Here is a 13,407-nt window from a genome sequence, read left to right as displayed (position 1 = left end):
CCCGCGACCTCCGGCGTGACAGGCCGGCGCTCTAACCAACTGAGCTACACCCGCTTGATGCGGTGACGGCGCTACTAGAAGCGGTCACTGCAACTGTCAACAGCGCGAATGAAAGAAACGAAATTTTCTTGCGCAATGCGTTTGGTGGCCACCAATCGGTTCCAGCTAAAACTTTCGGTATAATTTACCATTCTCGTTTGATTTTACAAGATTCGACAAGTTTGAGGCCATATATATCTAATAGATACAATATGTTGGCTCGTTAACAGGCTGGTCCTTGGCTTAACCATTTCTTGACCTCGCTCTGCCATAAGAGCCAGCATGTTGAGAACCAATACATCCCGCTCAAGCCACGCAAACGCTTCGATGCGTCTTCGCTGCGCATCGGCAATGGCAGTTGTTGCCGCGACTTCGGCCTTCGGGTCCACGGCCCATGCCGCAGGCACACTTGCAGGCACCAACATCGAGAATATCGCCACCGCGAGTTACGATGCGGGCGCGGGCCCGGTCGATATTCAATCGAACGTGGCCGTCATTCTCGTCGACGAACTGCTCGACGTCACTGTCGTCAGCAGCAATCCTGGCGACGTCGGCACCACCAATGGTGCCACCAACGCGGTGCTGACCTATCAGGTGACGAACAACGGCAATGGTCCCGAAGTCTTCACGCTGACTCCGAATGTCGCCAACAGCGGCGATGATTTCGATCCCGCCCTTTCGCAAGTGGTGCTCGATACCAACAACAATGGTGTCTATGATGCCGGTGTCGACACTATCTATGTCGCGGGCACTAACGACCCCCTGCTGACACCTGATCAAAGCATCAATGTCTTCGTCCTCACAAATATACCGGCGACGCAAGCCAATGGTGATCGGGCAAATGTCAGCCTGGTCGCTGCTGCGAACACCGGAACCGGGACACCGGGAACATCATTTGCAGGTGCGGGTGAAGGTGGCGGCAATGCCGTGGTCGGAACCAGCGGCGCAGAAGGTGAGGCAAGCGGCTTTCTTCGCGTCGACGCCGCTTCTGTAGCCTTGGCAAAATCAGCTGTTGTTGCCGATCCCTTTGGTGGCACGACTGCTGTTCCGGGGTCGACCATCACTTATACGATTGTGGCGACGATCAGCGGCGCAGGCACGCTGAACAACCTCGCCATCAACGACCCCATTCCGACAGGCACCACTTATGTTCCTGCCAGCCTCACCCTTGAGGGAGCGGCGCAAACCGATGCGGTCGATGCCGACGCTGGCAACTTTAACGGCACCAGAGTGAACGTGTCGCTGGGAAATGTCCCCGCGGGACAAACTCGCACAGTCACCTTCCAGGTCACTATTCAATGAGCTCCGCTATGAAACACATGATCGCAGCATTGCTAGCCTTGGCCATCGCCGTTCCAGCGATTTCAGCACCGGTTGAACTCGCCAGCGACGTCTTTGTTGAACGTGAACACAAACGTGCCGATGGTACCGTAGCGACAGTGCTTGAAGCACCCAAACTCGTAGTACCCGGCGATCAATTGGTCTTTGTCGTGCGCTATAAGAATGTCGGAACGCAACCGGCATCGAACTTCATTGTCACCAACCCGATCCCCCGAGCAGTTGCCTTTTCGGGCACTATGGATGGCACGGAAGTTGTTTCGGTCGACGGCGGCAAAAGCTGGGGTGTTATGTCGCAGCTCAAAGTTGCGAAGCCTGATGGCACCTTTCGTCAGGCTTTACCCGCCGACGTAACCCATCTGAAATGGAATATGAATCAAACGCTTGCGGCAGGATCTGCCGGCAAGCTCGTCTTTCGCGGGGTCGTACGATGACCTCCAAACGAAACCGTAACGATTGCTGCGGCACAAGCGATCAAATCCAATGCAACCGGAGTATAAGCATGACCAGTACGCTTAAATCCCTCGTTGCCTCAACTGCGCTTGCCGCAACGCTCGGGGTTTCCGCTCCGGCCTTTGCGGTGGGCACAACCCAGGGCACCGACATTACCAACAGTGTGACTGTAAATTACACCGTTGGAACCACGGCACAGACGCCGGTCACCAGTAACACCGATACGTTCAAGGTCGACCGCAAGGTCAACTTTACCGTTGTCGAACGTGCGACCATCGGCACCACCACAGTCAATCCTGGGCAACTTGCCCAGCAAACAGCATTTACGTTGACCAATCTGTCGAACGATTTGCTCGACTTTGACCTGACAGCGGCCAATTTGTTGACAGGTGCTGCAGCACCGCGCGGCACTGATGCATTCGACGTTTCCAATTTGCTGATCTGCTTGGACGCGGACAACAACAATGTTTGCGATGCGCCTGCAACCGCAACGCTGACAGTAGACGATCTGTCAGCGACAACCGGCAGCAACAGTGTCAACATTCTTGTCTTGGGCGATATTCCGGCCGCAGCCACCAATGGCCAAATTGCGGGCGTCAGCTTGCAAGCCACCGCAAAGCTGAGCAATGGCACCGCCTTTGTTCTTAGCGGTATAGGCAAGAACGTCTCGACCGACACCGACGCCAACGTTGCTGGCGCTGTCGACACCGTTCTGGCTGATACCGGTCGCGATGCTGTTGAATCCGCACTCGACGACTACACCGTACAGTCGGCATCGCTGGGTGTGTTCAAGTCGAGCCGCGTTGTCAGCGACCTTGTTAGTGGCAGCAACCCGAAAGCTCTGCCCGGCGCGACGGTGGAATACTGCATCGCAGTCCAGAACACCGGTAGCGTCGCTGCAACCAGCGTCGCGATTGAGGATTTGATTCCTGCGAACACGACGTTTGTTACAGGTTCGATCCTGTTGGGTGCAACCGTAACCGACTATGGTCTGGCAACGCAAAGCTGCTCGGCCGGTTCGGCAGGCGGTAGCTACACCACAACGCCGTCACCGCGCGTCAACGGAACCCTCGCCAGTGTTGGCGCGGCTTCGACGAGCGGCCTGATCTTCCGCGTTACCATCGACTAAAGAAGCAAGGCGGGGACGAAGGCTCTCTTCAACCCCGCCTTTTTCTCTAAAAATGCTGTTAACTAAACATCTTATCAAACGCGCAGGAACGCTGGCGGCAGCTGCCCACTTGGCTGCCGCCTGCCTTCCCGCGCATGCGCAAGTGTTACCGAATATCATCAGCAACACAGCGCAGGCGGAATGGACATCCGGCGGACAGCCGCTGTCACGGCCTTCAAACAGCGTCGATATCGTTGTCGACCGCTCCAATCCGCAACCGGCGACACTTGAGGTGTTCCGTTTCACCAGTGCGAGCGGTTCTACCCAAGCCGTTTTGCCGCAGACGATGTGCCGGGGCACCAACGGGATTCAGCCGGTCAACCTTCAAGGCGTTTTTGCCGGTCTTTCAACCAATCCGGCGTCAATCACCTCGGCATCTTCCATTCGCGCGGGTGAACCATTGGTTCTGAAGGTGACGGCACCGGGTCAAAACAGCAATCCAGGTACGATTGACAGCTTCGAAGCTGAAATTTCAACCGACACTGGCGATATCGAGCGGGTCATTCTGACCGAAACGGGTGCCAATACGTCGGTTTTTCTGGCTCTGTTGAATACCAAGGCTGCACCGCCTGCGGCAATCCAGGGCGATTGTGTCCTTTCGGTTCGTCCCGGCGATCAGCTTCATTTTGACCTCGACAATGCCCAAAATGGCAATCCGATTGCCGGTGCAGATGTCGAAATTCTCGTCGATCCGTTCGGATTGACCTTTGACAGTGCCGACGGCACTGCAGTCGATGGCACCCGGGTGACTATCGTAGACGCGGTAACCGGCCAGCCTGCACAGGTGTTTGGCGATGACGGCGTCTCTAGTTTCCCAAGCACCATCATCGCGGGAAGCACGGTTACCGACAGTGGAGGGCAGATTTATGCCTTCCCGACAGGCTTTTACCGCTTTCCCTTCCTCCGCCAGGGCACTTACAGGCTGATTATCAGCGCGCCAGCGCCCTATACGCACCCTTCAGTCGCCACTCCGGCTGAAATCGCGCTGTTGACGCGCCCCGATGGCGGCCAGTTTGTTATCGCAGACGGCTCCTACGGCGGAATCATTACACTGGATGACCCTGCACCGGTGCGCATCGACGTGCCTATGGACCGGCCCGGTGGCAGTTTGCAGCTGCGCAAATCGACATCAAGCGTCACAGCTATGCCCGGCGATGTCGTTCAATACCGCGTTGAGGTGCGTAATCCCGATCGTGTCCGCAACAGTGGCCCGATAACCGTCACTGACATATTGCCCGCTTCCATGCGGCTGCGCCTGAACAGCGTGCGCTACAATGGTTCCCCGGTCACGCCGGTCACAACGGCGGACGGCAGCGAATTTTCGGTTGTTGTACCGCCCCTAGCAGGCGGTGCGTCGGGCCTACTGACTTATCTGGCCGAAGTTCGCGTCGACGCCCGTTCGGGAGATGCCGTTAACCGCGCCTCTGCCCGCGATAACCGCGGTGCGACCAGCGATACGGTCGATGCCGCAATCCGCATCATCCGCGATGGGATAAGCGAACGTTTCACCATAGTTGGTCGCATTACCGAAGGCGGATGCAGCGTCGATCCGCGTAAAGCAAAGGGCATCAGCGGCGTGCGCGTCATGCTTGAAGATGGCAGCTACGCCATCACCGACATTGACGGCCGCTATCATTTCGAAGGCGTGGTCCCCGGCCTGCATGTTGTGCAAGTCGACCCGTCAACTTTCCCGCTCGATCAGGCCCCGGTCGATTGCGCCCAGAATACGCGCAGTGCCGGAAGTGCGATCTCGCGCTTTGTAGAAGGTCGCGGTGGCAGCCTGAAACGCGCAGATTTTCGTTCGAAACAGGTCAGCCCCCGTCGCGAAGCCACTCAAATTGCTTCCAAACCGTTTGCACCGAACGCCGAAGAGCGCAGCATTGCTGGCGGTGAAAAAGATTGGGTTGCCGGTCAGACGCCGGGCCTGGAATTCCTGTTCCCCGGCACCGATCACAATCCGCCTGTGCCCGCGATCCGCGTTGCCATCAAACATGCTGCCGGCCAGCGCATCGAACTCAGCGCCAATGGAAAGGTCGTTGATCCGCTGAATTTCGATGGCGTCAAGCGCAGTGGGGATGGCCAGGTCAATGTCAGCATCTGGCGCGGCGTTCCGATTGTTGCAGGCAACAATGCGCTGGTTGCGCGCGTGCTGAACAGCGAAGGTCAGGAAGTCGCCAAGCTGGACCGTCAGGTCCATTTTGCGACCCCCGCAATTCAGGCGCAGTTCCTGAAAGAAAAGTCGCTGCTGCTTGCCGACGGTGTCAATCGCCCCCGTATTGCAGTGCGATTTACCGATCGTTCGGGCAAACCCATCCAGCCCGATGCAGTCGGCGATTTCAGCGTGACCGAACCCTATCGTCCCGCTGTCGAAATCGATGCCCAGCAGGCAAGCCAATTGTCCGGCCTTGAACGTGCGGCACCGGTGTGGCGCGTGATCGGCGAAGATGGCGTTGCCTATATCGAACTGGAACCAACTACCGCTTCCGGTGCCGTCGCAATCAGCTTCAACTTCCAGGATGGCCAGGTAAAACGTACCCAGCGTATCGAAACCTGGCTCGATCCGGGCGATCGCCCCTGGACCGTGGTTGGCTTTGCAGCCGGCACCCTCGGTTTCAACAAGCTTGAAGAAGGTCTTCAGGATCTGGCTGGCGAAGATGATGCACTCAATGTCGATGGACGTATCGCGCTCTATGCCAAGGGTCGTGTCAGCGGCAAATGGCTGATGACCATGGCTTATGACAGCGACAAAAAGGCAGATGATGCCCGCTTCGCCGGAACCATCGATCCGCGTCGCTACTACACCGTTTATGCCGATCGCAGCGAGCAGCGTTATGACGCGGCTTCAATCCGTCGCCTTTACCTGAAGCTCGAACGCCCGCAATTTTATGCGCTGTTCGGCGACTATCAGACCGGCATCGATGAGCCTGAACTCGCCCGCTATCAGCGCAGCTTCAACGGCATCAAGGCCGAATATCGCAGCGACGAGGTTCACGCGCAGGCATTTGCTGCAGACACGCCCTATCGCTATCGTCGTGAGGAAATCCAGGGCACGGGATTAACCGGCCCATATGCACTCGCCGCGCCCGACATCCTGGCGAACAGCGAGCGCATTACCATTGAAACGCGGGACCGTCTGCAGTCGAACATCATCATCGAACGCAAAAACCTCGTGCGCCATATCGATTATGACATCGATTACCTCGCCGGAACGCTGCGTTTCCGTGAGCCAATCCTGTCACGCTCGAGCGGCCTGAACCCGCAATTCATCATCGCCGAATATGAGGTCGATGGCGTTGGCAAGCGTGTTAACAACGCCGGCGGTCGCGTCAAATGGCAGTCGCCCGACCAGAAGCTGCAGATTGCAGCAACCGCGATCCACGACGAAACCGATACCGACAAGACCAACCTCGTCGGTGCCGACGTCCGCTATCGTCCGACCACCAACACCGAATTGCGCGCCGAATTTGCCGCAACCGATGGCAAGGCCAATGCAGGCAGCGCAACCACCGATGCCGGTGGCGCTTCCGCAGTGCTGCTCGAAGCCGAGCATCATGGTTCGAAGCTTGACGTGCTGGCCTATTATCGTCGCCAGTCGGCCCGCTTCGGCGTCGGCCAGACCAACCGCAGCGAAGTTGGCACCGAGAAATTCGGCCTCGATGGCCGCTATCGCCTGACCGAAAAATTGTCGATTTCGGCCATAGGCTATCAGGAGGATTATATCGAAACCGGTGCCCGTCGCATCGCGGGATCGACCGAACTCGAATATCGTAACGACAAGGCCTCGCTGCGCGCTGGCATCACCCATGCGGATGATAAACTAGCCGATGGCACGACCAACAAGTCGACGCTGGCACGCATCGCCGGTTCGTACAAGCTGAGCAGCAAACTCGAACTCGACGCTCAAACCGAATTCGCACTGGGTGGCGAAGATGAGAGCATCGACTTCCCTGCCCGCCACCGTCTGGGAGCTCGCTATGCGATCCGCAACGATATCGCGCTGGTCGGCGGCTATGAAATTGCCAAGGGCGAGAATATCGATGCACGCACCGCGCGTATCGGCTTTGACATCGCTCCCTGGGCCGGCGGCCGCATCGTTGCGAGCGCCAACCAGCAGGATATCGGCGAATTCGGTGCGCGCAGCTTTGCCTCTTATGGCCTCGCGCAATCGTTCAAGATCAACGACAAATGGTCGGTGGATTTCACGCTCGATGGCAACCAAACCATAGGTGGCTTTGACCGCAGCGATGTCATCAATCCATTACAGCCCGTTGCATCAGGCGGTTTCCTGGGCAGCGACGGCACGCTGACCGAAGATTTCGTCGCCGTCACCGGCGGTGCCAGCTATCATGGCGAGCGCTGGAGCTGGACCGGTCGTGCCGAATGGCGCGATGGCGATACTACGCAGCGTTATGGCCTGACCACAGCTATCCTGCGCCAGATTGGCGAAGGTAAGGCTGTCGGCGGCGCGCTCAACTGGTTCAAGGCGAAGCAGGATGGCGGCGCATCGACAACGACCGCGCAGGCGGAAGTCAGCTGGGCCAATCGTCCCTCGGGCAGCCAGTGGTCGTTCCTAAACAAGACCGAATATCGCTATGACTCGGTCAAGAATGCAACCGCAGGTCTTCCCGGTCCGGTCGGCGGTGCGCCGTTGCTTGTCAGCGGTGACGTCAAATCGACCCGCATCATCAACAGTCTTTCGGTCAACTACACCCCGATCGACGAGCGCGATGGCGGTTTCATCGAACGCGGCGAATATGCCTTCTTTTGGGGCACCCGCTTCAACACCGACCGCTTTGGCGCGGACGATGTAAAGGGATGGAGCAATGTTGTCGGCGCGGATCTGAAGTTCGACCTTTCGGACGTTGCCGATGTAGGTGTTTCGGGGACGGTACGCATCGGCACCTCGGGCAAGAATATCGCCTGGTCGGGCGGCCCGACGCTTACAGTTACGCCGTTCGAAAACGCCAATGTTACGCTCGGCTATAATTTCGTCGGCTTTGAAGATAGGGATTTCGAAGAGGCACGCTACACCCGCAGCGGCCCCTTCCTGACCTTCAAACTGAAGTTCGACCAGACCAGCTTTCAGGGCCTGGGGCTGTAAGCCTTAGTCTGCGAACAGCAGAACCGGCGTTTCGACCAGCTTCTTGAGCGCCTGTACATAGCTCGCCGCATCCCAGCCATCGACCACACGGTGATCGCAACTGATCGAGAGATTCATCAACTTGCGCGCCTCGATTGCATCGCCGACGAAAACCGGGCGTTCGACAATCTTGTTGGGGCCGATAATGGCCACTTCGGGACGATTGATGACCGGTGTGGTTGCGATTCCGCCCAGCGGGCCAAGTGATGTAATCGTCAAAGTCGACCCGGATAGTTCTTCGCTCTTTGCAGAACCATTACGAGATACTTCCGCCAATCGTCTGATTTCATGTGATAACTGCCAGACATTTTTGTCTTGTGCGTCACGGATGACCGGTACCATCAGACCTGCGTCAGTTTGTGTTGCCATCCCGAGATGCACCGAACCATAGCGCGTTACCACACCGGCTTCGTCGTCATAACGGGCGTTGATCATCGGAAAATCGGGCAATGTCTTGCAGATAGCCACGATCAGGAAAGGCAGCATCGTCAATTTGGGACGACTGCCGCGGTTGGCGTTCAGATCTGCCCGCATCGCCTCCAGCGCCGTGACGTCGAATTCCTCGACATAGCTGAAATGGGGAATGTTGCGCTTGGACGCAGCCATATTCTCGGCAATGCGCCGACGCATGCCGATCACCTTAACTGTTTCATCGGCCCGCTTGGCCGATGCGCCGGCGGCACGATAGCCCTGCCCCGAACCATAGTTCAGATAAGCATCCAGATCGGTGTGGCGAACATGTCCGCCCGACGTCTTGACGTCACTTAGATCAACGCCAAGCTCCTTGGCCCGCGCCCTAACTGCTGGAGAAGCGGTGATTTTTTCGGGCTTGGTTGTAACCGGTGCTTCGACAGCCTCCACTTTCGGCGTTTCTACTGGTGCAGGCGCTGGAGCAGGCGGTGGGGGAGCGGCTACCGGCTCCGCTTCCACTTTAGGGGTTTCAGCAACAGGCTTGGGCGCGGCGCCTTCATTGCCCGCACCTTCGGTCTCAATCTCGACCAGCATCGATCCGATGGCAATCACATCGCCTTCTTCACCCGCAACAGCCGTCACGACGCCAGCCACCGGGCTCTCCATCTCGACAGTGGCCTTATCGGTCATCATGTCCGCCAGCGGCTGATCTTCTTCGATCCGATCGCCGACCTTGACGTGCCAGGCGACGATTTCAGCCTCGGCAATGCCTTCGCCAATGTCCGGCAGCTTGAATGTGAACTTACCCATGACGTCAGTCCTTCATGATCTTTTCAATGGCACTGGCAATACGAACAGGGCCCGGAAAATAGGCCCATTCGAGGCTGTGCGGATAAGGCGTATCAAAGCCGGTGACGCGCCCGACCGGCGCTTCGAGGTGATAGAAGCAGCGCTCCTGGACCAATGCCGCCAGTTCCGCACCAAAACCACTGGTACGTGTAGCTTCGTGAACAACAAGGCAGCGTCCAGTTTTTTTCACCGATTGTTCAATTGCTTCTACATCCAATGGTAGAAGTGTTCTTAAGTCTACAATCTCCGCATCGACGCCCATTTCGGCAACGACGGTCTGCACCACATGCACCATGGTACCATAGGTCAGGATGGTCAGCGCCTCGCCTTCACGGACGATCCCGGCCTTGCCCAGTTCGATGCGGTAATAATCTTCAGGCACATCACTTGCTGCATGTTTCGACCAAGGCTCGACCGGACGATCATAATAGCCGCTGAAGGGTCCGTTATAGATACGTTTGGGCTCGAAGAAGATGACCGGATCGTTATCTTCGATGGCCGCGATCAGTAAGCCTTTGGCGTCATAAGGGTTCGACGGCACCACGGTTTTGATGCCGCACACATGGGTGAACAGGCTTTCCGGCGACTGACTGTGCGTCTGACCACCGAAAATGCCGCCGCCAAAGGGGGACCGAACCGTCATCGGGCAGATGAAATCGCCAGCAGACCGATAGCGCAGCCGCGCCGCTTCGCTGACCAACTGGTCCAGACCCGGATAAATGTAGTCAGCAAACTGGATTTCCGGCACCGGACGCAGACCATAGGCAGCCATGCCAACGCCAGCGCCAATGATGCCGCATTCGCTGATTGGAGTATCGAACACGCGGGTTTTGCCATGTTTGGCCTGCAAGCCAGCAGTCGCGCGGAAAACGCCGCCGAAATAGCCGATATCCTCACCCATCAGGACGACGTCGGGATCACGTTCGAGCATGATGTCGAGCGCACTGTTGATCGCTTCGATCATGTTCATGGTTTTGGTGTCGCCCATCATTTCGGCTTCCACTCAAGGCCGAATTTGCGGTGCTGCTCGTCGATCATTTGCGCGCACTGCTCTTTTAGATGCCAGGGCATTTCCTCAAACACATCTTCGAACATCGTTTCGAACGGCTGGTGCATGCCATGCCCCAATATGCCGTTGGCCTCGGCCTCTTTCTGGGTTTTCTTAACCAGTTCGGCCAGTTCGTCATGCTGTGCCTGATGCCGCTCCTCACTCCATTCGCCCAGAAGGATGAGGTGCTTTTTCAACCGGTCGACCGGATCACCCAGCGGCCATTTTTCGAATTCCTTCGCAGCGCGATAGGCGCCCGGATCATCTGAAGTTGAATGGCCTTCGGCGCGATAGGTGAAATATTCGATGAAGGTGGGACCGTTATTGATCCGCGCCCGGTCCGCTGCCCAGCGCATAGCGGCATAAACCGCCAGCGGGTCATTGCCATCAACCCGCAGCGATGCGATACCATAACCAAGCCCGCGCGCCGCAAAGGTCGTCCGTTCTCCGCCTGCTATGCCCGAGAAAGAGGAAATCGCCCACTGGTTGTTCACCACCTGAAGGATGACCGGCGCGTTGTAGACCGCCGCAAAAGTCATTGCGCTGTGGAAGTCGCCCTCTGCTGTCGAACCTTCACCGCACCAGACGGCGGAAATGCGCGTGTCGCCGCGCGAAGCACTCGCCATAGCCCAGCCTACAGCCTGCGGATACTGCGTCGCCAGATTGCCCGAAATCGTGAAAAAGCTGCACTCTGGTGCCGAATACATGATCGGAAGTTGGCGGCCTTTCAAATGGTCCTGACTGTTCGAATAAATCTGGTTCATCATCCGCACGATTGGATATCCGCGCGTCAGAAGGATGCCCTGCTGCCGATAGCTCGGGAAGCACATGTCGTCGCTGGCGAGTGCCATCGCTGTCGCAACCGAAGTCGCCTCTTCACCCGTAGATTTCATGTAAAAGCTGGTTTTGCCCTGCCGCTGTGCGCGGAACATGCGGTCATCGAAGGCGCGGGTAAGCATCATGTTGCGGAGCATCAAACGAAGCTGCTCGGCATCCAGATTGGGATTCCAACTGCCCTTGGCTTGATGGTCGTTGTCGAGCACCCGAACCAGCCCGAAAGCCAGCGATTGTATGTCCGCCGGTAGCGAAGCTTCATCGGGGCGCGCTATAGAATCGACCGGCGGTACAGCGACATCGCTGAAATCTGCCTCATCGCCGGGGCGGAATTTGGGTTCCGGAATGTGCAGCCGCAATGGCGCAAGATTGGACTTTTTGCCTGTCATCGCTTCCTCTTGTTCCCTTCACAGGGCTCCATGCGAATCACATTTGTTTGTTGTCCGCTCTTGATAGAATATTTCAAACTCCTTTTTAGGTCAATATCACTGACCTAAACCGCGACAGGCGCGGAAATATGGGCTTGCGGGTGATAATCGAGCACCTCGAAATCCTCGATCTCATAGTCGAAAATGCTGTCCGGCTTGCGCAACAAGTGCATTTTGGGATCGCCTGCAGGCTGACGCGACAATTGCTCTTCGACCAGTTCCGCATGGTTGAGGTACAAATGCACGTCCCCACCCTGCCAGATCAATTCTCCCGGCTCATAACCGCATTGCTGCGCCAACATCCGGATCAACATCGAAGCCGCAAAGACGTTGAAGCCAAAGCCCAGCCCCAGATCGCACGACCGCTGGAACAACAATCCGCTCAACACGCCGTCCGCGACGTGGAACTGATAGGTTTTGTGGCAGGGTGGCAGAGCCATCCGGTCGAGCTCGGCAACATTCCAGCCTTCAAAGATGTGACGGCGCGAACCGGGATTGTTTTTCAGGCTTTGAACGAGCAGCTCAATCTGGTTTATGCCTTTTTCGGCGCGGCGATACAGCCCCTGCCCTGCCTCTTCATATTTTGGCCAGTTCACCCATTGCGCGCCATAGACCGGACCAAGATCACCCCATTTTTCGGCGACATTGACATCGTCGACAATGCGCTGCTCGAAATCCTCCTGGGAAATCTGCTCGCCAGTTTCACGCCGATAACGTTCAAGTGGCCAGTCGGTCCAGATCCGTACCTTTTGCTTCAACAGATTGCGAATATTGGTGTCCCCCGTGAGGAACCACAACATCTCACGTGCCGCGGTTTTCCAGAATATCCGCTTGGTCGTCAGGAGGGGAATGGCGTTATCGGCGAGCGAAAAGCGCATTGTCGCACCGAATAGCGAGCCCGTGCCTACGCCTGTGCGATCTTCCTGTACCGCGCCTTCGGTCCAGATGCGGCGCATCAGGTCCAGATACTGGTCTTCATAATGGCTCATTCAGAGCGCCTTCCCGGTCGAGTCTGTATGCCGTGAAGCTATTCGCAGAACGGGCAATCGGCAATGGCCAGATTATTGCATCTTTACGCTTGAAAGGCTGGAACCGCCCTTCTATAGGCACCGCCTGCCTTGCCGGTCTTGCGCCGGCTTCAAGCATCGGTCGGGGAATAGCTCAGCCTGGTAGAGCACTGTCTTCGGGAGGCAGGGGCCGGAGGTTCGAATCCTCTTTCCCCGACCATTTTTCAAGCAATCAAACGGGCACCGCCGGCAGGCTGGGTTTCGATAATCATCGGCGGAGCGCCATCGGGGGTTTGATACCCTTCGCGCACAGCATCGATAACGTACGACAGACGACTCCTGATCGTAATTGCGACGACACAGCCACCAAATCCTCCTCCAGTCATACGAGCACCGCCTTCAGAGCCAATCGCCTGCTGCAAAAGCTCAACCAAGCGATCTACAGGCTCAACGGTTATTTCAAAATCGTCACGCATGGATTGATGAGACTGGGCCATCAGGCGGCCCATTTCGGAAAGATCGCTCCTCGCGAGCGCACCGGCGGCGGCGAGTGTTCGCGCATTTTCAGAAACAACGTGCCGCGCTCGCCGAAATTGTAAATCACGAATGTTGGGTTGGTCTGCAACGAGTTGTTCCATGCTTATGTCACGAAGTGCCTTCACTCCGAAATGATGCGCAACTTCGTCACACTG

General features: G+C 57.2%; 8 protein-coding genes, 1 tRNA gene and 1 pseudogene. 5 read left to right on the top strand and 5 right to left on the bottom strand.

The features are described 5' to 3' along the window. Positions 1-390 precede the first annotated feature (390 nt). The 4 genes from Q0239_RS15945 (at position 391) to Q0239_RS15930 (ending at position 8,099) form a co-directional block, all read left to right on the top strand. Positions 391-1,341: a hypothetical protein gene (locus Q0239_RS15945; protein WP_298604702.1), complete on the top strand. Its 951-nt coding sequence runs from the start codon at positions 391-393 to the stop codon at positions 1,339-1,341. Positions 1,342-1,349: 8 nt separating this feature from the next. Beyond that, a complete protein-coding gene (locus tag Q0239_RS15940) occupies positions 1,350-1,811 on the top strand; it encodes a hypothetical protein (protein WP_298604700.1) in 462 nt (153 codons plus the stop codon). A gap of 68 nt (positions 1,812-1,879) precedes the next feature. Next, positions 1,880-2,959: a hypothetical protein gene (locus Q0239_RS15935; RefSeq protein WP_298604698.1), complete on the top strand. Its 1,080-nt coding sequence runs from the start codon at positions 1,880-1,882 to the stop codon at positions 2,957-2,959. Between the two features lie 52 nt (positions 2,960-3,011). After that, positions 3,012-8,099, top strand: a complete 5,088-nt coding sequence (locus Q0239_RS15930; protein WP_298604696.1) for a hypothetical protein — start codon at positions 3,012-3,014, stop codon at positions 8,097-8,099. Between the two features lie 3 nt (positions 8,100-8,102). Here the strand turns inward: Q0239_RS15930 and Q0239_RS15925 are convergent, their stop codons facing one another. The 4 genes from Q0239_RS15925 to thyA all read right to left on the bottom strand — a co-directional run bounded on the left by Q0239_RS15925 (position 8,103) and on the right by thyA (position 12,697). After that, positions 8,103-9,359: a dihydrolipoamide acetyltransferase family protein gene (locus tag Q0239_RS15925; protein ID WP_298604694.1), complete on the bottom strand. Its 1,257-nt coding sequence runs from the start codon at positions 9,357-9,359 to the stop codon at positions 8,103-8,105. Positions 9,360-9,363: 4 nt separating this feature from the next. Next, entirely contained in the window at positions 9,364-10,368 is a 1,005-nt protein-coding gene (locus Q0239_RS15920) for an alpha-ketoacid dehydrogenase subunit beta (protein ID WP_298604704.1), read from the bottom strand. Positions 10,369-10,385: 17 nt separating this feature from the next. After that, on the bottom strand, positions 10,386-11,669 hold the full coding sequence (locus Q0239_RS15915) for a thiamine pyrophosphate-dependent enzyme (RefSeq protein WP_298604692.1): 1,284 nt from the start codon (positions 11,667-11,669) through the stop codon (positions 10,386-10,388). 104 nt (positions 11,670-11,773) lie between these two features. Next, entirely contained in the window at positions 11,774-12,697 is a 924-nt protein-coding gene (gene thyA / locus Q0239_RS15910; RefSeq protein ID WP_298604690.1) for a thymidylate synthase, read from the bottom strand. Positions 12,698-12,858: 161 nt separating this feature from the next. On the opposite strand from thyA, the gene Q0239_RS15905 reads away from it, so the two are divergent. After that, positions 12,859-12,935 (top strand) — tRNA-Pro (locus tag Q0239_RS15905). Positions 12,936-12,939: 4 nt separating this feature from the next. On the opposite strand, the pseudogene Q0239_RS15900 reads toward Q0239_RS15905, so the two are convergent. Then, positions 12,940-13,407, bottom strand: a pseudogene (locus tag Q0239_RS15900) (hypothetical protein); the annotation flags it as partial.

Origin of the sequence: uncultured Sphingorhabdus sp., from assembly GCF_937872355.1 — a bacterium.
Classification (GTDB): domain Bacteria; phylum Pseudomonadota; class Alphaproteobacteria; order Sphingomonadales; family Sphingomonadaceae; genus Sphingorhabdus_B.
This window is presented reverse-complemented; position numbering and strand designations above follow the sequence as displayed.

What these genes read in the sequence shown, in the direction of transcription:
- Q0239_RS15945 (WP_298604702.1), top strand. Translation starts at nt 391, where the DNA reads ATGGCAGTTGTTGCCGCGACTTCGGCCTTCGGGTCCACGGCCCATGCC.
- Q0239_RS15940 (WP_298604700.1), top strand. Translation starts at nt 1,350, where the DNA reads ATGAAACACATGATCGCAGCATTGCTAGCCTTGGCCATCGCCGTTCCA.
- Q0239_RS15935 (WP_298604698.1), top strand. Translation starts at nt 1,880, where the DNA reads ATGACCAGTACGCTTAAATCCCTCGTTGCCTCAACTGCGCTTGCCGCA.
- Q0239_RS15930 (WP_298604696.1), top strand. Translation starts at nt 3,012, where the DNA reads ATGCTGTTAACTAAACATCTTATCAAACGCGCAGGAACGCTGGCGGCA.
- Q0239_RS15925 (WP_298604694.1), bottom strand. Translation starts at nt 9,359, where the DNA reads ATGGGTAAGTTCACATTCAAGCTGCCGGACATTGGCGAAGGCATTGCC.
- Q0239_RS15920 (WP_298604704.1), bottom strand. Translation starts at nt 10,368, where the DNA reads ATGAACATGATCGAAGCGATCAACAGTGCGCTCGACATCATGCTCGAA.
- Q0239_RS15915 (WP_298604692.1), bottom strand. Translation starts at nt 11,669, where the DNA reads ATGACAGGCAAAAAGTCCAATCTTGCGCCATTGCGGCTGCACATTCCG.
- thyA (WP_298604690.1), bottom strand. Translation starts at nt 12,697, where the DNA reads ATGAGCCATTATGAAGACCAGTATCTGGACCTGATGCGCCGCATCTGG.